19 protein-coding genes and 1 pseudogene are annotated in these 20382 nt (G+C 67.4%); 7 read left to right on the top strand and 13 right to left on the bottom strand.

The features are described from left to right. Nucleotides 1-13: 13 nt before the first annotated feature. From ACJ8AT_RS32030 to ACJ8AT_RS32000, 7 genes are all read right to left on the bottom strand, one after another. Entirely contained in the window at nucleotides 14-571 is a 558-nt protein-coding gene (locus ACJ8AT_RS32030; RefSeq protein ID WP_407741740.1) for a pilus assembly protein PilP, read from the bottom strand. A 21-nt stretch (nucleotides 572-592) separates the two neighbouring features. After that, a complete protein-coding gene (locus ACJ8AT_RS32025) occupies nucleotides 593-1201 on the bottom strand; it encodes a type 4a pilus biogenesis protein PilO (RefSeq protein ID WP_407741739.1) in 609 nt (202 codons plus the stop codon). Nucleotides 1202-1216: 15 nt separating this feature from the next. Further along, nucleotides 1217-1900, bottom strand: coding sequence for a PilN domain-containing protein (locus tag ACJ8AT_RS32020; RefSeq protein WP_407741738.1), 684 nt, complete (start codon nucleotides 1898-1900; stop codon nucleotides 1217-1219). Between the two features lie 38 nt (nucleotides 1901-1938). Further along, entirely contained in the window at nucleotides 1939-3021 is a 1083-nt protein-coding gene (pilM, locus tag ACJ8AT_RS32015) for a type IV pilus assembly protein PilM (RefSeq protein ID WP_407741737.1), read from the bottom strand. 198 nt (nucleotides 3022-3219) lie between these two features. Further along, entirely contained in the window at nucleotides 3220-4626 is a 1407-nt protein-coding gene (locus tag ACJ8AT_RS32010) for a sigma-54-dependent transcriptional regulator (protein WP_407741796.1), read from the bottom strand. A gap of 54 nt (nucleotides 4627-4680) precedes the next feature. Then, nucleotides 4681-5799: a sensor histidine kinase gene (locus ACJ8AT_RS32005; RefSeq protein ID WP_407741736.1), complete on the bottom strand. Its 1119-nt coding sequence runs from the start codon at nucleotides 5797-5799 to the stop codon at nucleotides 4681-4683. Nucleotides 5800-5815: 16 nt separating this feature from the next. Next, entirely contained in the window at nucleotides 5816-6832 is a 1017-nt protein-coding gene (locus ACJ8AT_RS32000) for a prepilin peptidase (RefSeq protein WP_407741795.1), read from the bottom strand. Nucleotides 6833-7138: 306 nt separating this feature from the next. Between ACJ8AT_RS32000 and ACJ8AT_RS31995 the strand changes: the two genes are divergently transcribed. From ACJ8AT_RS31995 to ACJ8AT_RS31970, 6 genes and pseudogenes are all read left to right on the top strand, one after another. Further along, on the top strand, nucleotides 7139-7777 hold the full coding sequence (locus ACJ8AT_RS31995; RefSeq protein WP_407741735.1) for a prepilin-type N-terminal cleavage/methylation domain-containing protein: 639 nt from the start codon (nucleotides 7139-7141) through the stop codon (nucleotides 7775-7777). 80 nt (nucleotides 7778-7857) lie between these two features. Next, a pseudogene (locus ACJ8AT_RS31990) lies at nucleotides 7858-7951 on the top strand (prepilin-type N-terminal cleavage/methylation domain-containing protein); the annotation flags it as partial. Beyond that, on the top strand, nucleotides 7924-8496 hold the full coding sequence (locus tag ACJ8AT_RS31985; RefSeq protein ID WP_407741794.1) for a pilin: 573 nt from the start codon (nucleotides 7924-7926) through the stop codon (nucleotides 8494-8496). The pseudogene ACJ8AT_RS31990 and the gene ACJ8AT_RS31985, both read left to right, overlap by 28 nt. 77 nt (nucleotides 8497-8573) lie before the next feature. Then, the gene (locus ACJ8AT_RS31980) at nucleotides 8574-9524 is read left to right on the top strand and encodes a pilus assembly protein (protein WP_407741734.1); all 951 of its coding nucleotides are present in this window, start codon (nucleotides 8574-8576) and stop codon (nucleotides 9522-9524) included. Beyond that, nucleotides 9521-10492, top strand: a complete 972-nt coding sequence (locus ACJ8AT_RS31975; RefSeq protein WP_407741733.1) for an ABC transporter ATP-binding protein — start codon at nucleotides 9521-9523, stop codon at nucleotides 10490-10492. The genes ACJ8AT_RS31980 and ACJ8AT_RS31975 overlap by 4 nt, the downstream gene beginning before the upstream one ends. Further along, nucleotides 10492-11259 (top strand): ABC transporter permease, encoded by a 768-nt coding sequence (locus ACJ8AT_RS31970; protein WP_407741793.1) that lies wholly within the window; start codon nucleotides 10492-10494, stop codon nucleotides 11257-11259. Before ACJ8AT_RS31975 ends, ACJ8AT_RS31970 begins: the two co-directional genes overlap by 1 nt. Before the next feature lie 88 nt (nucleotides 11260-11347). On the opposite strand, the gene ACJ8AT_RS31965 is transcribed toward ACJ8AT_RS31970, so the two are convergent. The 6 genes from ACJ8AT_RS31965 to ribF all read right to left on the bottom strand — a co-directional run bounded on the left by ACJ8AT_RS31965 (nucleotide 11348) and on the right by ribF (nucleotide 19656). Continuing rightward, nucleotides 11348-12709, bottom strand: a complete 1362-nt coding sequence (locus ACJ8AT_RS31965) for a sigma-54-dependent transcriptional regulator (RefSeq protein ID WP_407741792.1) — start codon at nucleotides 12707-12709, stop codon at nucleotides 11348-11350. A 10-nt stretch (nucleotides 12710-12719) separates the two neighbouring features. Beyond that, nucleotides 12720-14366, bottom strand: coding sequence for a two-component system sensor histidine kinase NtrB (locus ACJ8AT_RS31960; protein ID WP_407741732.1), 1647 nt, complete (start codon nucleotides 14364-14366; stop codon nucleotides 12720-12722). Nucleotides 14367-14381: 15 nt separating this feature from the next. After that, nucleotides 14382-15617, bottom strand: coding sequence for a type II secretion system F family protein (locus tag ACJ8AT_RS31955; RefSeq protein WP_407741731.1), 1236 nt, complete (start codon nucleotides 15615-15617; stop codon nucleotides 14382-14384). Between the two features lie 55 nt (nucleotides 15618-15672). Next, entirely contained in the window at nucleotides 15673-16785 is a 1113-nt protein-coding gene (locus ACJ8AT_RS31950; RefSeq protein WP_407741730.1) for a type IV pilus twitching motility protein PilT, read from the bottom strand. Nucleotides 16786-16829: 44 nt separating this feature from the next. Then, a complete protein-coding gene (gene pilB, locus ACJ8AT_RS31945) occupies nucleotides 16830-18533 on the bottom strand; it encodes a type IV-A pilus assembly ATPase PilB (protein WP_407741729.1) in 1704 nt (567 codons plus the stop codon). Nucleotides 18534-18732: 199 nt separating this feature from the next. After that, nucleotides 18733-19656, bottom strand: a complete 924-nt coding sequence (gene ribF / locus ACJ8AT_RS31940) for a riboflavin biosynthesis protein RibF (protein ID WP_407741728.1) — start codon at nucleotides 19654-19656, stop codon at nucleotides 18733-18735. A gap of 81 nt (nucleotides 19657-19737) precedes the next feature. On the opposite strand from ribF, the gene ACJ8AT_RS31935 reads away from it, so the two are divergent. Next, nucleotides 19738-20358: a tRNA (guanine(46)-N(7))-methyltransferase TrmB gene (locus ACJ8AT_RS31935; RefSeq protein ID WP_407741727.1), complete on the top strand. Its 621-nt coding sequence runs from the start codon at nucleotides 19738-19740 to the stop codon at nucleotides 20356-20358. The last annotated feature ends 24 nt before the right edge of the window (nucleotides 20359-20382 follow it).

Here is a 20382-nt window from a genome sequence, read left to right as displayed (position 1 = left end):
CGGCCCGTCGGCGCTACTCCCAGTTCTTGCCCGTGGACAAGTCGTACATCGGGTCCCGCTTGTTATCCTGCTTGAGCTGCAGGCTCACGGGATTGGCAATGACCTTGCCTTCCGTCGGGATGTACTCGGTCACCGTCACCGAATCCCGAAGGATCTGGGTCACCCTCCCGCCCTGCTTCCCCATGCGTGCGTTGCGGCGCACGATGTGTCCGCGCCCCAGCGGATCCTCCACCATCGCAATCGGATTGGCGTCGCCCGTGACGACCGCCACCAGCTTGAGCTGATCCAGATCCCACGCGCAGAGCGGCTCGTTGCAGGACTGGACCTGCGCGTCCGTGCGCGTGTGCGACAACTCATCAATCGGGCTGCGGAACGGATCCCGCTTGCCGACAGGGTTGTACGAATAATTCACGGAGGACCCGGCAGGCGCTTCCTTCGTCTCGGTTGCAGCCGCCACCTGCTTGGGCGGAGGTGGCCTGGCGACGGGAGCCGCATGCTCGTTCCCGCCGCATGCGGCCAGCGTCAGCATGGCCAGCGCAACCGTGGTGATCTTGAACTTGAGCGTCTTCATCCTCTGATTCCTCTTGTCACCCTATTTATTGGGCTGCGCAACTTTCTGACCGGGCTTTGCCTGCTCGACGAACCGGAACGTGGTCGCCGTGAAGGAACTCTGCAGGATGACCTTCTCGTTCTTCACCGTCCCCTTACCTAGATCGATCCCGTTCACGTTGACGATGCGGCGCATGTTCGCGATCTCCTGCATGAACATGGCGATCTCGTGGTAGTTGCCACTCACCGTCATCTTGATGGGGATGCGCGCGAAGAACTCGCTGCCGGTGGTCTCCTTGCCCGGCTCCACGCGAGAGATCTCCAGGCCGGACTTCTTGCCAATGTCGTTGAGCTGCGCGAGCAGCTCGTCGATCTCTTTCTTCTCGGGCAGCTCGGTGAGCGCCTCGGCCAGCTTCTGCTCCAGCACGTCCATCTCGCGCCGGCGCTCGTTGAGGTTCTGGGCGATCTCGCTCTTCTCCGCCAGATCGATGTCCAGCTTCCGGCGCTGCTCCACCTGCTGCTTGATCGAGTCTTCCGTGGGCTGAATCAGCAGGAAGAAGTTGAGGGCGGTGAGCGCCACGACCGCGGCCGCCAGACCGCCGTACTTCGCCGCCGCCGGGGCCTTCGCAATCTTGTCCAGGTACTGTTCCATGGGTGCCAGGTCCTCTCAGATGGCGTAGTCGGCCGTCAGGCTGATGTCGAAGTCGACGGTCGAGAACTCACCCGTCTCGCCACCGGACGCGGGCTTCGCCACCGCGGTCTTCAGCTCGATGTTGTTGAAGAACAGCTTCACGGAGGCCACCGGGAACTCCTCGATGGCGGCGTCCGGGGTGAGCAGCTCCACGCGTGAGGTGGGCGAGTCCTTGCGAGACTCCACCAGCCGCCCCATGCCCTTGGGCGTCCACACCATGTGCCCCAGGCTGGCCATGAACTCGGCCACCTCGTCGTGGCTGATGGCCGAGCCGGTGACCTTCACCGCGCCCTTGTCCTCGGTGAAGCCCTTGAGCCACAGCTTCTTCGGCGTGGCCGTGGCCAGCGCGTCCAGCATCTTCACCGGACCGGAGCGGCCCTTGCGCAGGTTGTCGAGCACGTTGAGCTTCTTCTCGACCTCGGCCTTGCGGTCGTTGATCTTGCTGACCTCGCCGATGACTTTGTCGAGCTCGGCGATCTTGGTCTTGACCTGGGCGATGCCCGCGGCGTTCTGGTCGAACTCGGCCTTGCGGCCCGAGTACCACATGTAGTTACCCACGAACGCGGCGATCAGGACGATGGCGAAGAGGACCAGGATCTGCTTCCCCATCTCCTTCTTCTTCGCCGCCCGGACGGGCAGGAGATTGATACGGATCATCATATGAGTCAGTTCCTTCGATAATCAGTGAGCGGGGAATCTCAGTTCAGCTTGTCACCAGGGCGGCGCAGGGCCAGGCCCACCGCGACGGCCGCCATGGGCGCCACGTCCATGATGAAGGCGGGGTCGAACCTGCGGTTGTCCACTTCGATCTTCCGGAACGGGTTGAGGATCTCGACCGGAACGCCCACGCGCGCCTCAATCGTCTTGAACAGCGCGGGGATCTTCGCGGTGCCGCCGGACAGGAACACCTTGCTGAAGTTGGCGTCGGCGGCGGTGCCCGCGTAGAAGTCCAGCGAGCGCTGGATCTCACCGGCCACCTGCTCGGCCACGCTGGTGAGCACGCGCTCCACGTCCTGGGGCACCACGGCGTCGGCGTCCTTGCCGTTGCCGCCCAGCTTCAGCGCCTCGGCCTCCTCGTAGGAGACGTTGAGCTGCTTCTGGATCTCCTCGGTGAACTGGTTGCCGCCGATCGTCACGTCGCGGGTGAAGACCGTGATGCCGTTGGCGATGATGTTGATGTTCACCACCGAGGCGCCCGCGTTGATGAGCACCACGGTCTCCTTCTCGGGGATGTCGTAGTTGGCGGCGAACATGTTCTGGACGGCGAAGGCGTCCACGTCCACCACCACCGGCGCCAGTCCCGCCTCGGAGACCACGGTGGTGTAGTCGTTGATCATGTCCTTCTTGGCGGCCACCAGCAGCACATCCATCTGCCCGGTGGCGTCATTGGCGCCCGCGTCGAGGATCTGCGTGTCGATGTTCACGTCCTTGACGTCGAAGGGGATGTACTGCTCCGCCTCCCACTGGATGCTCTCCTCGAGCTCTTCCTGGCTCATGCGAGGCATCTGGATCTTCTTGATGATGACCGAGTGGCCGGAGACGCCGATGGCGACCTCCCTGTTCTTCACCTTCAGCTCGTTCATCAGCTCCTGCACCGCCTGAACGATGGCCGTGGAGTTCATCAACGCGCCATCGACGATGGCCTCGGGAGGCAGCGGCTTCATGCCGAAGCTCTGCAGCGCGTAGCCGACCTCGCCACGCTTGCGCTGCTCCTTGAGGAGGATCATCTTTACAGAGGTCGATCCGATATCGAGACCGAGTGCCAGTTTGCCCTTCGCCATGCAGTTCTCCCGTGGAGAGGGCGCCAGCGTAGCATCAGCGCGCAACCCCGCCTAAAAGTTGACCGGCGCCTGCTTGCTCCACGGCCGTCTGGGCACCCGCTGCACGCCCACCGGCCGCGCCCTCTATGGCACCGCGAGGCCGATTTTCCGGCCTGCCGCCAGCGGCGTCAAATCCCCACAATGTGCTCAGCCGGACGCCTAGCTGCCCTTCTCGGCTTCCGCGTCCGGATCAATTCCGTACTCCTTGATCTTGTACAGGAGCGCGCGATGGCTGATGTCCAGAACTTCCGCAGCGCGGGTGCGGTTGCCACGGGTTCGGCGCAGGGCTGCGCGAATGTATGTCTCCTCCAGCTCGCGCATGGCGCGCTTGAGGGACAAGTCGCTACCGGCCTGTTGCACGGAGGGCGAGCCGGCAGCCGGCTGGGGCGCGGCCCAGAGCCGCTCGGGGAGGTTGGAGGGTAGGAGCTGAGGCCCGTCCGCCAGGAGCACGGCGCGCTCCATGGCGTTCTCCAGCTCGCGCACGTTGCCGGGCCAGGCGTAGGCGGCCATGAGCGCCTCGGCCTCGGGGCTGAGGCTCTCGATGGGCGGCTCGCGGTTGAGCTGGCGGTTGAAGCGGTGGATGAAGGCGCGCGTCAGCAGCGGGATGTCCTCGCGGCGCTCGCGCAGGGGCGGCATCCGCAGGTTCACCACGTTGAGGCGGTAGTAGAGATCCTCTCGGAACTCGCCGCGCTCCACCAGCTTGCCCAGATCTCTCAGCGTCGCGGCGATGACGCGCACGTCCACGCGCTCGGCGCGGCTCTCGCCCACGGGGCGGATCTCTCCCTCCTGGAGCACGCGCAGCAGCTTCACCTGCGCGGGCAGCGGCAGCTCGCCCACCTCATCCAGGAAGAGCGTGCCTCCATCGGCCTCACTGAAGAGGCCCTGCTTGGCGGTGCGCGCATCGGTGAAGGCGCCCTTGGCGTGGCCGAACAGCTCGCTCTCGATCAGCCCCGCGGGGATGGCGCCGCAGTTGACGGCGACGAAGGGGTTGGCGGCCCTCGCGGAGCGCTCGTGCAGCGCGCGGGCGATGAGCTCCTTGCCGGTGCCGCTCTCGCCGGTGATGAGGACGGTGGTGTTCACGGGCGCGAGCCGGTCCACCTGGCGCAGCACGGCCTTGAGGCCCTCGCTCTCGCCGAGGATGCGCTCGGGAGGCGGAGCCGCGGCCGTGCGCAGGCGCCGGTTCTCGCGCAGCAGCCGCTCGCGCTCCTCGGCCTTGCGCAGGACGAAGACGATCTCCTCGGGCTTGAAGGGCTTCTGGACGTAGTCGTACGCGCCGGCGCCAACGGCCTCCAGCGCCTGCTCCTGCGAGCCGTAGGCGCTCATCACCAGCACGGTGAGGCCGGGGTGCTCGGCCTTGGCCTGGCGCAGGACGGAGAGGCCATCGCGCTTGGGCATGCGCACGTCGCACAGCAGCACGTCGTAGCTGCGCGCGGCCAGCTCGCGCACGGCCTCCTCGCCGTCGGACACGGCGCGGACCTCGTACCCGTGCTCCTTGAGCACCAGCGAGAGGACATGGCGGATGGAGGGCTCGTCATCGGCGACGAGAATCGAGCGGAAGGTGGGCATGGTGGCGAAGAGCCCCATCATCTCCCAGCGCCCTGACGAAAGGGAGTTCCCGTCTCAAGGCGCCGAAAGGTGGACAATGAAGCGAGCGCCGCCCCCCGGGACGTTCTCCGCGGAGAGCCGGCCGCCCATGCTCTGCGCCAGGTGCAGCGACACGGCCAGCCCCAGCCCGGTGCCCTTGCCCTCCTTGGTAGTGAAGAAGGGCTCGAAGAGGCGCGGCATGACGTCCGCGGGAATGCCGGGCCCGGTGTCCTCCACCTCCAGGCGCACCTCGCCGCCCTCGCGCCGGGAGGAGACGCGCACCCCACCCTCCCCTCCCATGGCCTGCGCGGCGTTGAGCACCAGGTTGATGAGGATCTGCGAGAGCGGCCCGGTGTCGGCGCGCGCCAGCAGCCCCGGCTCGAGCGCGAAGTCCACCTTCACCCGGGACAGCTCCGGGCCCGCGCGCACCAGCTTCACGCACGTCTCCACCACCTGGCTGACGTCCACCGGCCCCAGCGTGGCGGGCCTGGGGCGCCCCAGATCCAGCAGCCCACGGACGATGCCGTCAATGCGGTTCACCTCATGATCGATGCGCTCCAGATATTCCTTCAGCTCGGGAGTGGGGGCTCGCATGCGCGCCAGAGAGAGGTAGCCGAGGATTCCGGCCAGCGGGTTGCCCACCTCGTGGGCCACGCCCGCCGCCAGCTTGCCCACGGTGGCCAGCCGCTCGGCGGAGATCAGCTCCGTCTGCGCGCGTGACAGCCGCGCGTTGGCCTGCCGCAGCGCCTCGAGCTGAGCGCGCGTCTTGGCCTGCTCCTCGCGCAGCGCCTCGGCCATCCGGTTCAGCGCGCTCTGGATGCGTGACAGCAGCGGCCCGCCCTGGGACACCGGCGCCAGATCCAGCTCGAGCCTGCCGAGCTGCTCCACGGCGATCTCCGTGTTGCGCAGCGGCCGGCCCACGGTCAGGTCGAGCACGAAGTACACCAGCGCTCCCAGCACCAGCAGATCCAGCCCGAGCGCGAAGGGCAGGAAGCCCCGCACGCGCGAGAGCACCTCTGCCTCGGGGCTGTCGGCGGGAGCAAACCGGCGCGCGACCTCCAGCAACCGGATGAGCGCGGGCTGGAGCGTGAGCCACGACAGCCCCGTGCTGATCGAGCCCAGGAGGAAGGCCACGCTGGCGATGCGCCACTTCATCTCGCCCCGCGCCTCCTCACCGCGCGCCTCCCACCAGCACGGCGAGCTGGGGCGGCAGCACCTGAGCCAGCCACGGCGCCAGCAGCAGGATCTCCAGCCCCGCCAGCGCCAGCCAGGGCCCGAAGGGGATGTTCGTCTTGCCCGGCACCCAGTCGATCTCCTCTCCCGCCTCGTCCGTGGGCGGATCCGGGATGTCCTGGAAGAGCAAGCAGTAGGGCACCAGCACCAGCCGCCACCACAGCGGCAACCCCGGCTTGGTGAACTCCCACGTCATCGTCAGCTCGGGCAGCGGCTTGTCCTCTTCCTCTGGAGACTGAGCGCCGGACTCGGGTGACGGAGACTCGGCCCCGGGCTCGGGCGGCGGAGAGGACTCGGCCGGCGCGGACTCGGAGCGCGGCCCCGCCCGGCCCGTGAGCGCAATCAGCAGCACGCCCACCACGGCGCCCTGGAGCGAGGAGAGGAAGAGGACACCCAGCAGGGTCCGCCAGGAGAGGAACGCGCCCAGCATCGCCACCAGGTACTTGTCGCCCGCGCCGAGCGCCTCCTGCTTGAGCAGCTTCCAGCCCACGTACTCCATCAGCCGGAAGGCGAGGAACCCCACCACCGCGCCCAGAGCCGCATCGCGCAGCGCCCCCAGGCCCTGCGGAATGGCCAGAGCCACCCCCGCCACGATGCCTGGGACGGTGAGGGAGAAGGGCAGGATCCAATGCTCCAGATCAATGAAGGTCAGCGGTACCAGCAGCGAGACGAGCACCAGCCCGGACACCAAGCCCCACGAGAAGTCGAACCGGCGCACGCACGCCAGGAAGAGCAGCCCCACGAGCAGCTCCACCAGCGGGTAGCGAATCGAGATGGGGGCCTTGCAGCTCCGGCAACGGCCCCTCAACGCCAGCCACGAGAGGAGCGGAATGTTCTCGTACCAGGAGAGGGCGTGACCACACTTCGGGCAGCGAGAGCCCGGCCGGACGATGCTTTCTCCGTGCGGAACGCGCGCAATGACGACATTCAAGAAACTGCCGACGCACAGGCCCATCACGAAGAGCCAGACAGTCAGCAGAGAAGAGAGAAAGGGCGGCAACTCCAGAGCCATGGGCCACTGAGGCTACCTTCGAGCGCCTCGCCGCGGTGCCCGAAAACGCCGGACGGCGCTGATCCGGGTGCCCAATTTCGTCGCTGGGTGCCAAAATTTGTCGATCTCCCCGGCTCTTGGCCCGCAGGGCCCCCGGGAGGCTCTAAGCGATCAGCGCACTTAGCAGATCTGGCGCAGGTGGCCCTTCCCTTGCTATGACGGAGCCCGTCGTTCACCCCCAGTCCTCGCCGACTGTAAGGAGCAGCAGACATGACCCAGACTCGTCGCAATCGTGGTTTTACCCTCATCGAGCTCATGATCGTGGTGGCGATCATCGGTATCCTCGCGGCCATCGCGATCCCGAACTTCATCCGGTTCCAGGCGCGCGCTCGTCAGTCCGAGGCGAACACCAACCTCAAGTCCCTCTTCACCGGTCTGCGCACCCAGCAGCGCATGCCGCCCCAGGTCATCCGCGCCACCAGCTTCGCCCCGGAGCGCGGCAACCGCTACAGCTACCACCTGGAGAACGCCTGCTCCTCCACTGAGGACCGCAGCAAGGTGGACACCAAGCAGAACAACAACGACACCTGCGTTGGTACGGACCAGTTCAAGTTCACCAGCTTCCCCCTGTTCTTCGCCCCCGAGGCCCTGACCTCCGTGACGTGGGATGCCAAGTGCTCCGGCGTGTCGATGGCGGGCGCCGCCGGCATCTTCGGCAGCCAGGACAACTGGTGCTTCCTGGCCTACGCCGCGGGTGACGTGGACAACACCCTGGGCACCGACAAGGCTGACACCTGGGTGATCGGCTCCTCTGACGGCAGCCTGGGCGCCAACTGCCCGACCTCCGCCGGCCAGCCTGTTGCCGCTGGCGAGCCGTTCAACGTCTACAACGACGTGAACTGCGACTAACTCCTGCGTTGACAGTTGATGATGTCCGACAGGCCGGGATGCCCGTTCATCCCGGCCTGTTTTGTTTGGGAGACCCTCGCATGACTCGGCAGAATCCACGCGGCTTCACGCTGATTGAGTTGATGATCGTGGTGGCGATCATCGGCATCCTCGCGGCCATCGCGATCCCAAACTTCCTCCGCTTCCAAGCGCGAGCCCGACAGTCTGAGGCCAACGCCAACCTCAAGACCCTGTTCACGGGGTTCCGCACCCTGTCCAAGCGGCCGAACCCGGAGATCCGGGTGCCAGGGTTCAACCCTGAGCGCGGCAACCGCTACAGCTACCTCATGAATGATCCGTGCACCACCGTGGAGGATCGCACGACCATCAACCTGAAGCAGAACCCCAACGACGACTGCGTCGCGGTGGACACCTTCAAGTTCACCGGCTTCCCCACCACCTTCCCCATCGTGGCTCCGGCCTCGGCCAACTGGAACGCCAAGGCCACCGCCAATGGCCTGACCACGACGCCTGGGCTCAAGGGCAGCGGAGAGAGCTGGGACTTCCTGGGCTTTGCCACGGGGGATGTGGACAACACGCTCGGCGACACGGCGGACACCTGGCTGGTCTCCTCGTCGGATGGCGATGTCACCCCTGCTTGCCCCTCGACCGGCGGCGTGGCCATCCACGTGGCCGCGGGTGAGCCGTTCAACGTCAACAACGACGTCAACTGCGACTAGGCAGGCGGACGCCCGCCACGGGTTTGACTCCTGCTGGTCTGCCACGCCTGGCGCCAGTAGTGTGCGGATCTCAAGCGATGAAGTCCCCTCTGACACTGGCCATCTGCCTCTTGGGAATTGGGACCGTGGGCGCGCTCTCGGAGCCGCCGCGAGACCCGCCCCGTGGGCCCTACCGGGCTCCGCTGCTCCCCCGCCTCGAGATGTTGCGCGTGCTGGGCGCCGGGCAGCGCTCGCTCGTCACCGACTACTACTGGCTGCAGGCCATCCAGGCCGCGGGCCGGGGCGGCGAGAGCCAGGATCCCACGCGCTACCTGGATCTCTTCTACTACGCGGACCTGATCACGGACCTGGACCCCCAGTTCCACAAGGTCTACGCCTACGCGGGCAACGCCATCCCCACCAACCTGGGCCGCGAGACGTGGGTGAACACGGTGGAGGCGCGGAAGATCCTCGAGAAGGGAGTGAAGGTCTTCCCCGAGGACGCGGACCTGCGCCTGTTCCTCGCGTACAACCTGAGCTACTACTTTGGCGAGCACGCCGCCGCCGCCGAGCACCTGCGCATCGCCGCCACGCTGCCCAACACGAGCAAGTTCGTGCCGGAGTTCGCCACGCGCATGCTGGCCTTCAACCGCCGCTTCGACACCGCCCTCGCCATGGTGGAGATGTTCCGGGACAACGAGACGGACCCGGAGATGCGCCAGATGTTCGAGGAGCGCGCCGCGGACATCCGCCTGGAACAGGTGCTGGTGAAGGTGGATGACGCCATCGCCGCCTTCAAGAAGCGCGAGGGCCGCATGCCGCAGACCATGTCCGAGCTGGTCGCCCAGGGTGATCTACCCAGCATCCCCGCGGATCCCATGGGCGGGTACATCGGCTTCGATCCGGACGGGAAGAGCTGGTCCAGCAACCGCCGGACGCGCCTGAGGCCGCCCGAGTTCGACAAAGAGCTCGCGAAGGAACAGCAGCAGCAGCAGCAGCAGCAGCAATCGCCGCAGCCGGACCAACACGACGCACACAACACGCCATGAGCGCTCCCGAAACGTTAGCCATTGAGACCCGGGACCTGTCGAAGACGTACCGCCTGGGTTTCTGGATGAACAAGCGGGTGCTGGCACTTCAGGGCCTCACCCTCTCCATTCAGCCCGGACAGGTCTATGGCCTGCTCGGTCCCAACGGGGCCGGCAAGTCCACCACCATCAAGATCCTGATGAACCTCGTCCAGGCCACCAGCGGCACGGCGCGGCTCTTCGGGCACGCGCCGGACGCGAAGGAGGCCCGCCGCAATGTGGGCTTCCTGCCGGAGAACCCCGCCCCCTACGAGTACCTCACGGGCGAGGAGTTCGTCCGGCTGGCCGGCCAGCTCGTGGGGCTGAGCGGGCATGAGCTGGATCAGCGGGTGAAGGAGGTGCTGGGCTCGGTGGGCATGGGCCGCACCGCGGGCCTGCAGATCCGCCGCTACTCCAAGGGCATGGTGCAGCGCATTGGCCTGGCGCAGGCCATTGTCGGCCGGCCCAAGCTGCTCATCCTGGACGAGCCCACCAGCGGCCTGGATCCGGTGGGCCGCCGGGAGATTCGAGATCTCATCCTCCAGGAGCGCGAGCGGGGCACCACGGTGCTCTTCTGCACGCACATCATCCCGGACGTGGAGGCGCTGTGTAACCGCGTGGCGGTGCTCGTCAACGGCAAGCTGGCGCGCGAGGGCAGCGTGCAGGAGCTGCTCACGACGCAGGTGCCGCTGGTGGAGCTCACCATCGAGGGCCTGGCCCCGGACGCGGTGCGCGGCCTGGGGCACCCGCTGGAGCAGGTGCAGGACTTGACCAACCGCGTGCGGGTGCGCGCCGGAGACGCCCACGTGCAGCCGCTGCTCAAGAGCGTGCTGAGTGCGGGCGGCCGCGTCACCCAACTGCAGCCAGCCCGCTTCTCGCTGGAGGAGCTGTTCCTCCAGGCCATGAGCGAGGCCAAGCACGGCACTGTCGGAGGAGAGATTCAGTCATGATGCGGCCGTTCCTCGCGCTCACCCTCAATGGCTTCCGGGAGGCCCGGCGCAACCGCGTCACCGTGGTGGTGGGCGCGTTCGCCTTCGGGCTCCTGGTGGCCTCCACCCTGCTCACCAACCTGGCCGTCTCCACCTTTGATCGCGTGCTCACGGACGTGGGCCTCGGGGTGATGAGCATCGTGCTGGTGCTGCTCTCCGTCTTCCTGTCCAGCGGCATGCTGAGCCGGGAGATCGAGCGCAAGACGCTGTTCCTCATCGTCTCCAAGCCCATCTCCCGAGCGACGTTCCTCACCGCGCGCTTCGCGGGCAACATGCTCACCCTGGCGGTGCTGCTGGCGGCCATGGGGCTGCTCTTCTTCGGGCAGATCGCCCTGTACGGAACGAGCTTCACCCAGGCCCAGTTCGTCGCCATCGGCATGCTCTTCTTCGAGCTGCTGGTGCTCAGCAGCATCGGCTTCTTGATGTCCAGCTTCTCCAGCCAGATGGTGTCGGCGACGGTGACGATTGGCGCGTACTTCGCCGGCCACCTGGGCGGTGACATCTACGAGCTGTCGCGCAAGTCGGAGAGCCCGCTGCTGCGGTGGGTGGGCAGGGGCGTGTACTACGCGCTGCCGGACCTGGCGCGCCTCAACTACCGCGTGCAGGCCACGTACGAGCTGCCCACGCCGCTGTCCCAGCTGCTGCCGTCCATGCTCTACGCGGTGGCCTACTCGGCGGTGATGATCGCCATCGCGATCGTCCTGTTCTCGCGCCGCGACTTCAAGTAGCCCGCGCGGCGCCCAGGCTTTGAGCCCATGAGAAAGGCGAGCGACCCTTCGTCGCTCGCCTTTTTTATGTGTCCAGCTGCTCCGGGCGCTACGCCGGACCGGAGTCGCCGCCGTCCTCGCGGTCTCCGAGGCCGTGCTTGGCGGCCCGGTAGCGGAAGGAGCGGAAGCTCAGCCCGAGCAGCTCCGCCGCGCGCGTCTTCACGCCTCCGGCCCGCTGGAGCGCGGCCAGCAGGTAGCGCCGCTCCGCATCATCCAGGTAGCGCTCGAGCGAGAAGCCATTGGGCAGCTCCACGGTGCCCGCGGACTGCTGCTCTGCCTCTCCCTCTCCGCGCAGCGCGGAGGGCAGCGTCTCCGGCCCGAGCACATCCGTGTCCGCGAGCGTGGCGGCGCGCTCGATGATGTTCTGGAGCTGGCGCACGTTGCCCGGAAAGGAATAGCGCTCCAGCACCTCGATGGCCGTCGGCGAGAAGTCCAGGTTGGGCCGCCCCAGCTCCTCGCGCATCTGCGCCAGGAAGTGGCGCGCCAGCAGCGGAATGTCTCCCGTGCGCTCGCGCAGGGGCGGCAGATCCACGGTGATGACGTTGAGGCGGTAGAGCAGATCCTCGCGGAAGCGGCCGGCCTTCACCTCGGCCTCCAGCCGCTTGTTGGTGGCCGCCACCACGCGCGCCTGGAAGGGCACCTCGGTGGAGCTGCCCACCGGCTTCACCCGCCGCTCCTGCAGCACGCGCAGCAGCTTCACCTGCGTGGACATCGGCACCTCGCCGATCTCATCCAGGAAGACGGTGCCCTCCCCCGCCGAGACGAGGATGCCCGCGCGGTCCGCCTGGGCCCCCGTGAAGGCGCCCTTGATGTGGCCGAACAGCTCGCTCTCCAGCACGCCCTCGTTGAGCGCGGCGCAGTTGACGGGGAGAAAGGGCGCTCCGGCGCGCGTGCTGCGCAGGTGGAGCGCGCGCGCCACCAGCTCCTTGCCCGTGCCGCTCTCGCCCATGATGAGCACGGTGGTGCGGCTGGGCGCCACCTTCTCCACCAGCCCCCAGACCTCCTGCATCGCCGGGCTCTCTCCCACCCACAGCCCGCGCATGCCGCTGAGCGAGCGGCGCAGCTGCCGGTTCTCCTCGCGCAGCCCCCGCTTCTCCAGGGCCTTCTGCACCAGCAGCTTCAGCTCTTCGTTGTCGAAGGGCTTGCAGATGTAGTCGTACGCGCCCGCCCGCATCGCCTCCACGGCGGCCGCCGGCGTGCCAAACGCGGTGATGAGGATGACCTCGGGCGGCGCCGACTGGGCCCGCGCGGCCTTCAGCACGCTCAGCCCGCTGCCTGTCCCCAGCTTCATGTCGGAGATGACGACGTCCACGCCCCCCGCGCCCAGCGTCTCGACGGCGGCCTTCTCATTGCCCGCGATGCTGACGCGGTAGCCCACGCGGGACAGCAGCACCTCGAGGTACTCGCGCATCGACAGCTCGTCATCCACTACCAGCACGTGCACCCTGCACCTCCTCCGCGGCCAGCGGCAGCTCCACCGTGAACTCCGTCCCCGTCTCGGGCGTGGAGGCCACCTGGAGACGGCCCTCGTGCGCCCGCACGATGGAGTATGCCGTAGCCAGCCCCAATCCCGTCCCGCCACTTCGCGTGGTGAAGAACGGCTCGAAGATACGCCCCAGGTGTGACTCCGGTATCGCGCCCGCCGAGTCCCACACGCACAGCCGTACCACGCCCCCCTCGCTCGCCAGGGACACGCGGACCCGGCCGCCCGCCCCCGCCGCCTCGAAGGCGTTGCGCGCCAGGTTGAGCAGCACCTGGCGGAGCTGATCCGGATCCACCGTGGCCGCCACCGGCCGCACGTCCAGCTCCAGCTCCACGCCGCTGCTGAGCGGATCCGTCTGCAGCATCTCCAGCGTCTCCCGGACGAGCTGCTCCAGCTCCACCGGCCGGGCCACCGGCTTGGGCGGGCGGGCAAAGCGCAGGAACTCCTCCACCAACCGCGAGAGCCGATCCGACTCGCGCAGCAGGATGGTGGTCAGCCGCGACATGCCCGGATCCTCGGCCCCGTCCTGCGCCAGCATCTGCGCCGAGCCGCGCATCGCCGCCAGCGGGTTGCGAATCTCGTGCGCCAGCTGCGCCGCCAGCGTGCCCAGCGCCGCCAGCCGGTCCGCCCGCCGCAGCTCGTCCTCGGCGCGCCGCAGCGCCGTCAGATCCTGGAAGACGATGAGGCGGCTGGCGTGGCCGGTGCCCTCCAGCGGCGCCAGCGTGAGGCCGAGGATGCGAGGCCCCCGGGCCGTCTCCACCTTCAGCTCCGAGCGCGGCACCCGCTCCATCACCGGCAGCCCGGGCAGCAGCTCCTGCACGCGCCGGGTCCGCGCGGCACCCTCATCCACGCCGAGGATGCTCAGGCCGGCGCGGTTGATGAACGAGATGCGCCCATCCTCCTCGCAGGTGAGGAGCCCGGAGGGGCTGCTGTCGAGGATCTGCTGATGGAGGGTGGCCAGCCGCCGCAGATCCGCCTGGCTGGCCGAGAGCCGCCCGCCCGCCGCCAGCAGCTGCCGGCTGAGGAAGCCCGCCAGCGCCGCGATCAGGAAGTGCGCCAGGACGTTGCTGGCGTAGGTGAAGCTGAACTGCACCAGCAGCGCCGCGGGTGGCTCGGAGCCCAGCTGCAGCAGGTGCGTGGCCACCACGGCGCCGTACACCCCCGAGCAGGCCGCGGCCGTCACGAAGGCCCCGCGCTGCGACAAGAGGATGGAGGCGGCGATCACCGCCAGCGAGTACGTAAAGGCCAGCGGAGAGTCCGCCCCACCCGTCGCGGCCACCAGGCCCGAGGCGATGAGCACATCTCCCGCCACCTGGACGATGGCGGCCGAGCGGCCCACCCGGCCCCGGCGCAGCCACAGCCCGTAGATGAGCGTCAGGACGTAGATGAGCCCGATGCCCAGGAAGGCCAGGGTGTCCCGGCGCGACAGCTCGCTCGTGGTTGACGAGGCGAGCAGCCGCAGCGCGAACACGGTCAACAGCAGGCTGGTGGCGACGGCCCGGAAGACGGACAACCACGTCAACCGGACGCGCAGCTCGGGCTCGCCCGGCAGCGGGGCGAGCGCCGCGGCTCGACTGGATGTCACCGGAGGGAGCTCTGCTTACTTGATGGCACCGGCGATGGAGAAGATGGGCAGGTACATCGCGATGAGGAAGCCACCCACCACGCCGCCCAGGAACACCATCAGCAGCGGCTCGATCATCGCCGTCAGGCCGGCGACGGCCGTGTCCACCTCGTCATCATAGAAGTCGGCGATCTTGTTGAGCATCGCGTCCATGGCGCCCGTGGCCTCACCCACGCCGATCATCTGCACCACCATGGAGGGGAACACGCCCGTCTCCAGCAGCGGGCCGGCGATGTTCTTACCCTCGGCGATCTTACCGCGCACGTAGTAGATGGCCTCTTCCACGGTGCGGTTACCCGCCGTCTTCGCCGTCACGTCCAGCGCGTCCAGGATGGGCACGCCCGAGGAGATCATCGTCCCCAGCGTGCGGGTAAAGCGCGCCACCGCCACCTTGCGGATCACCGACCCGAACAGCGGCAACTTCAGCACCACCTTGTCCAGGATCTTCCGGCCCTTCGGGTTGTTGTAGGTCCACCAGAAGAAGAAGACCACGGAGCCGATGCTGATCAGCAGGTGCATGATGTACTTCTGCAGCCACTCGGAGGTGTCCACCACGAACTGGGTGGGCGCCGGCAGCGCCGAGCCGAAGTCCGCGAACATCTTCGCGAACACCGGCGTCACCTTGAGCAGCAGCAGCGCCGTCACGCCGATGGCCACGAGGATGACGATGGCCGGGTAGGTCATCGCGCTCTTGACCTTGCGCTTGAGCTTCTCGGCCTTCTCACGGTAGGCCGCCAGACGGTTGAGGATGGTGTCGAGGATACCGCCCACCTCGCCCGCGGCGCACAGCTGCACGAACAGCTCGTCGAAGACCTTGGGGTGATCCTTGAGCGCGTCCGCGAAGGTGGAGCCTTGCTCGACCTTGCCCTTGATCTGGAAGACGACCTTCTTGAAGGCCGGGTTGTCCATCTGGCTGCCCAGGATGTCCAGGCACTGCACCAGGGGAAGGCCGGCGTCGATCATCGTGGCGAACTGGCGGGTGAAGACAAGGATGTCCTTGCCCGTCACGCCCGAGCCGATGCTGATGTTGATCTCGATCGGCTTCTTCTTGACCTTGACCGGGTTGAGGCCGAGCGACTTGAGGCGCGCGTTGACGGCCTCGGCGTCGCCGGCCTCCATCTCGCCCTTCTTGGTCTCCCCGCCCTTGGTCTTGGCTTCCCAGAGCCACTGGGTGGTCTTCTTCTGAATCTGTCTCTGTGCTGTTGCCGCCATGACAATGGACCTCCGCGGGGACCGACAGTCTACCGCGCGTCTTCAAAACCCATAACTAACGGCCGGGGGCTCCGCCGCCTGGCCGCTGCGGTGCGCCGCCGGGTACACTGCCCGACAGAATGTTGCGCAGCTCCTCAGGATCGCTGGAGCGGCCGAAGGCCTCCTCCTGGCTGATCAACCTGCGCGCCAGCAGCTGCGCCAGAGCCTGGTTGAAGGTCTGCATGCCGTACTTCGCCTGGCCCACCTGCATGGAGGAGTAGACCTGGTGCACCTTGTCCTCGCGGATCAGGTTGCGGATAGCGGGCGTGGGCACCATGACCTCCAGCGCCAGCACGCGGCCGGGGCCGCCCGCCTTGGCCACCAGGGACTGGCTCATCACGCCCTCGAGCACGAAGGACATCTGAGCGCGCACCTGCGGCTGCTGGTACGGCGGGAACACGTCCAGCACCCGGTTGATGGTCTGCACCGCGCTGTTGGTGTGCAGCGTGGCGTAGCAGGTGTGGCCCGTCTCGGCGATGGTGAGCGCCGCTTCGATGGTCTCCAGGTCTCGCAGCTCGCCCACCAGCACGATGTCCGGGTCCTGGCGGAGGATGTACTTGAGCGCCGTCTTGAAGTTGCGCGTGTCGGCGCCCACCTCGCGCTGGTTGACCAGGCAGTTCTTGTGCGGGTGCAGGTATTCGATCGGATCCTCGATCGTCATGATGTGCTCATGACGCTCGGTGTTGATCTTGTCGATCATCGACGCCAGCGTGGTGGACTTGCCCGAGCCCGTGGGGCCCGTGACGAGGATGAGGCCGCGGGGGCGCTTGACCAGCTCGGCCACCACCGGCGGCAGCCCCAGCTCCGCGAAGGTGAGGATCTTGAAGGGAATGGTCCGGAAGGCGCCGGCCACCGCGCCGCGCTGCATGTAGACGTTGGCGCGGAAGCGCGACAGGCCCTTCACGCCGAAGGACAGGTCCAGCTCGTTGTCCTCCTCGAACTTGTGCTTCTGGGCGTCCGTGAGGATCGAGTAGCAGAGCTGCTTGGTCTCCACCGGCGTGAGGGGGGCCGTCTTCAGCGGCACCAGCTCGCCGTCCACGCGGAGCTGCGGCGGGGAGCCAGTGGTGATGTGGAGGTCGGAAGCGCCCTTCTCGACCATCGCCTTGAGAAGCTGGTGCAGGTTTGCCACGGAGGAAGTCCTTCGAGCTGCGGTGAAGTGTGAGGTGGAAAGAGTTAGAAGCGATCCGGAGCGGTGTTGCCCACCACCTCTTCGAGCGTGGTGACGCCGTCCATCATCTTGGCCAGGGCGGACATGCGCAGAGAGCTCATGCCCAGGCGGATGGCCTCTTGCTTGAGCTCGGCGGCGGAGGCGCCGTTGATGACCAGCTCCTTGAGACCGTCCCAGAAGGGCATGACCTCGTACACGGCCACGCGGCCGCGGTAGCCACGGTCATTGCACTCGCGGCAGCCAACCTTCTCGTACATGGTGAAGGCGCCGATCTTCTCCGGGGGCACGCCCGCGTCGATGAGCGCCTTCTCGTCCACGTTGGCCGCCGGGCGCTTGCACTCCTTGCACAGGCGGCGGCACAGACGCTGGGCCAGGATCAGGTTGAGCGAGGCCGTGACGAGGAACGGCTCGATGCCCATGTTGAGCAGACGGCTCACGGTGCCAGGGGCGTCGTTGGTGTGCAGCGTGGAGAGCACCAGGTGGCCGGTGAGCGCGGCCTTCACCGCGATCTCGCCCGTCTCGAAGTCTCGGATCTCGCCGATCATGATGATGTCGGGGTCCTGACGCAGGAAGCTGCGCAGCGCCGCGGCGAAGTTCAGGCCGATGTCTTCATGCATCTGCACCTGGTTGATGCCGGCGAAGTTGAACTCGACCGGGTCCTCGGCGGTGGAGATGTTGGTGTCGATCTGGTTGAGCGACGAGAGCGCCGAGTACAGCGTCGTCGTCTTGCCCGAACCCGTCGGCCCCGTCACCAGCACCATGCCGTAGGGCCGCTCGATGGCCTCCTTGAACCAGGCCAGCGGCGTCGCATCGAAGCCCAGCTTCGTCATGTCCAGCTGGAGGTTCGACTTGTCCAGCAGACGCATAACGACCTTCTCGCCGAACAGCGTGGGGCACACGCTGACGCGGAAGTCCATCTCCTTGCCGCCGCCCATCTTGATCTTGATGCGGCCGTCCTGCGGCAGGCGGCGCTCGGAGATGTCCAGCTCCGCCATGATCTTCAGACGGCTGGTGATGGCGTTGCGCAGCTTCATCGGCGGGCGCATGACCTCGTAGAGCGAGCCGTCGATGCGGAAGCGCACGCGGAAGTCCTTCTCGTACGGCTCCACGTGGATATCGGACGCGCCCTTCTTGATGGCGTCCATGAGGATGAGGTTCACCAGCTTGACCACGGGCGCGTCGTCAGCGGCCTTGGCCATCTCCTCGATGTTCTCGTCCTCTTCCTTGGAGACCTCGATGTCCTCGTCGGCCATCTCCTCGACGATCTTGTCGAGCGAGGGGCCCTTCTCCGCGTAGTAGCGCTCAATGGCCTCGCGGATGGAGATCTCCGAGGCCACCACCGACTCGATGTTGTAGCCGGTGAGGAACTTCAGGTCGTCCACCGCGTAGATGTTGGACGGATCGCACATCGCGACGATCAGCGACGGGCCGGCGCGGTTGACGGGGATGACCAGATGCTTCTCGGCGACCTCCTTGGGGACCAGCTTGATGATCTCCGGGTCGATGTCGAAGTCCTTGAGGTTGATGGCCGGCACGCCGTACTGCTTGGAGAGGAAGTCCGTGAGCTTGGACTCCTCGATGGCGCCCGTGCGGATGAGCGCGGTGCCAATGCGCGCGCCGCTCTTCTGCTGCTCCTCCTGCGCTTTGCGTAGAGCCTGAACGGTGATGAGGTTCTCGCGGACCAGCAGTTCACCAAGTCGACCGGACATTCAGCAGCCTCGAGCGGAAGGAAAGACGAGCAATCACCCCTGGAGCGCCTGGCGCTGCCGAGGGGCAGGGTGGGACGGACCAGTTGTCAGAATCCGCCCGGGATTAGAGAGAACCCGTGCACAGCCTGTCAAGGTAAGTGCCCAAAGCTTCCAGAAGTGGCAAACCATTGAACCGACACGGGAAAAGCGCTGAAAAGGGTTAAACGTCTGCTCGGGCGATGACCGTGCGAGCAGCCTCGACATCCCGCTTGATCTGGCCCACGAGTTCGGCCACGGAGCCAAAACGCTGCTCGGCGCGCAGGCGCTCCAGGAACTGCACCCGCAGCTCCTTGCCGTAGAGATCGCCCTGGTAGCCCAGCAGGTGGGCCTCGATGGTGACCACGGAGCCGCCGAAGGTGGGCTTGACGCCGATATTGGCCACCGCCGGGCGCCAGAGCCCCTCGGAGTCCTCCTTGAGGCGTACCCGGATGGCGTACACGCCGGGAGCGGGCCGGAGCTCGTTCTGGGTGTCCACGTTGGCGGTGGGAAAGCCGATGCCGCGCCCGCGCCCCGCGCCCGGCACCACCAGCCCGTCCAGATCAAAGGGCCGCCCGAGCAGCTTCTGCGCCGCGGCCACCCGGCCCTCGAGGATGTACTCGCGCACCTTGCTGGAGGAGGCCACCACGCCGTCCACGGTGACGGGCTGCACCACGTGCACCTGGGCTCCGCGCTGGACCGCGGCCTCGCGCAGGGTGGCCACCGTGCCCGAGCGCGCCGCGCCGTAGGTGAAATCCGAGCCCACCACCAGGTGACGCGCGCCCAGCACGTCCAGCAGGGACTCCTCGAAGGCGGAGGCGGGCGTGCGCGCGTACTCGCGGCTGAAGGGCTGCACCACCGCGGCCGCAAGCCCATAGGCCTCGAAGAGCTCCAGCTTGCGCGGCAGCAGGGTGATGAGCTTGGGCGCCAGCTCCGGCTGCAGCACCTTGCCCGGGTGGGGATTGAACGTGAGCGCGGCGGCGGGCCCGTGGCGGCGCGCCTCGGCGAAGAGGGCCTGGTGGCCCACGTGGGCTCCGTCGAAGTTGCCCAGGGCCACGGCCCCTCCGGCCAGCTCTCGCGCCTCCGACACCGAGTGGAAGACCTTCATGAGCGTGGGTGTATACCCCCAACCCCGCGTTTTTGCCCTGTTCAAGCCTGCCGCCGTGGGGCATAGAGCGCGGCCCACATCATGGCTCGTCCTCGCCTGTTGCCCGACCCGGTCGGCCTGAAGTTCGTCAACCTCGAAGCTCCTCCGGACTGGGACGCGGAGTTCGGCTTCACCGGCCCGCTGGAGCTGGAGATTGGCTCTGGCGCTGGGGGCCACGCGCTCGAGTACTGCCGCCGCAACCCCCAGGTGCGCTATGTGGCCTTCGAGTGGCGCAAGAAGTACGCCCGCGACACCCTGAACCGCGGGGAGAAGCTGGGCCTGAAGAACCTGCGCGTCATCGAGGCCGATGCGCGCGGGGTGGTGCCCCGCATCTTCGCCTCGGGCTCGCTGGCCGCCGTGCACCTCCAGTTCCCGGATCCGTGGTGGAAGCGCGCCCACTTCAAGCGCGCCATCATCCAGCCGGACTTCGCCCGTCTGCTTCTGGACAGATTGCAGCCGGGGGGGAAGTTCGACATGCGCACGGACGTGGAGGACCGCGGCCGCAACATGCTGGCCATCCTGGAGGAGGCCGGCTTCGTCAATCCGCTCGGGCGCGGCGCCTTCCATCCGTATGAGCCGGAGGAGGTGCCCTCCACGCGCGAGCGGCGCTACCTGCAGAGCGGAGAGCCCGTCTACCGGGGGCGGCTGGTGAAGCCTGCCTGAAGAATCCCCAAGGGGGCGACTTGG

This window comes from Hyalangium sp. (genome assembly GCF_045802625.1).
Taxonomy (GTDB): domain Bacteria; phylum Myxococcota; class Myxococcia; order Myxococcales; family Myxococcaceae; genus Hyalangium.
This window is presented reverse-complemented; position numbering and strand designations above follow the sequence as displayed.

Bases quoted from the DNA above. Each gene is read 5' to 3' on its own strand.
- ACJ8AT_RS32030 (WP_407741740.1), bottom strand. From the start codon at position 571: ATGAAGACGCTCAAGTTCAAGATCACCACGGTTGCGCTGGCCATGCTG.
- ACJ8AT_RS32025 (WP_407741739.1), bottom strand. From the start codon at position 1,201: ATGGAACAGTACCTGGACAAGATTGCGAAGGCCCCGGCGGCGGCGAAG.
- ACJ8AT_RS32020 (WP_407741738.1), bottom strand. From the start codon at position 1,900: ATGATGATCCGTATCAATCTCCTGCCCGTCCGGGCGGCGAAGAAGAAG.
- pilM (WP_407741737.1), bottom strand. From the start codon at position 3,021: ATGGCGAAGGGCAAACTGGCACTCGGTCTCGATATCGGATCGACCTCT.
- ACJ8AT_RS32010 (WP_407741796.1), bottom strand. From the start codon at position 4,626: ATGCCCACCTTCCGCTCGATTCTCGTCGCCGATGACGAGCCCTCCATC.
- ACJ8AT_RS32005 (WP_407741736.1), bottom strand. From the start codon at position 5,799: ATGAAGTGGCGCATCGCCAGCGTGGCCTTCCTCCTGGGCTCGATCAGC.
- ACJ8AT_RS32000 (WP_407741795.1), bottom strand. From the start codon at position 6,832: ATGGGCCTGTGCGTCGGCAGTTTCTTGAATGTCGTCATTGCGCGCGTT.
- ACJ8AT_RS31995 (WP_407741735.1), top strand. From the start codon at position 7,139: ATGACCCAGACTCGTCGCAATCGTGGTTTTACCCTCATCGAGCTCATG.
- ACJ8AT_RS31980 (WP_407741734.1), top strand. From the start codon at position 8,574: ATGAAGTCCCCTCTGACACTGGCCATCTGCCTCTTGGGAATTGGGACC.
- ACJ8AT_RS31975 (WP_407741733.1), top strand. From the start codon at position 9,521: ATGAGCGCTCCCGAAACGTTAGCCATTGAGACCCGGGACCTGTCGAAG.
- ACJ8AT_RS31970 (WP_407741793.1), top strand. From the start codon at position 10,492: ATGCGGCCGTTCCTCGCGCTCACCCTCAATGGCTTCCGGGAGGCCCGG.
- ACJ8AT_RS31965 (WP_407741792.1), bottom strand. From the start codon at position 12,709: ATGCGCGAGTACCTCGAGGTGCTGCTGTCCCGCGTGGGCTACCGCGTC.
- ACJ8AT_RS31955 (WP_407741731.1), bottom strand. From the start codon at position 15,617: ATGGCGGCAACAGCACAGAGACAGATTCAGAAGAAGACCACCCAGTGG.
- pilB (WP_407741729.1), bottom strand. From the start codon at position 18,533: ATGTCCGGTCGACTTGGTGAACTGCTGGTCCGCGAGAACCTCATCACC.
- ribF (WP_407741728.1), bottom strand. From the start codon at position 19,656: ATGAAGGTCTTCCACTCGGTGTCGGAGGCGCGAGAGCTGGCCGGAGGG.
- ACJ8AT_RS31935 (WP_407741727.1), top strand. From the start codon at position 19,738: ATGGCTCGTCCTCGCCTGTTGCCCGACCCGGTCGGCCTGAAGTTCGTC.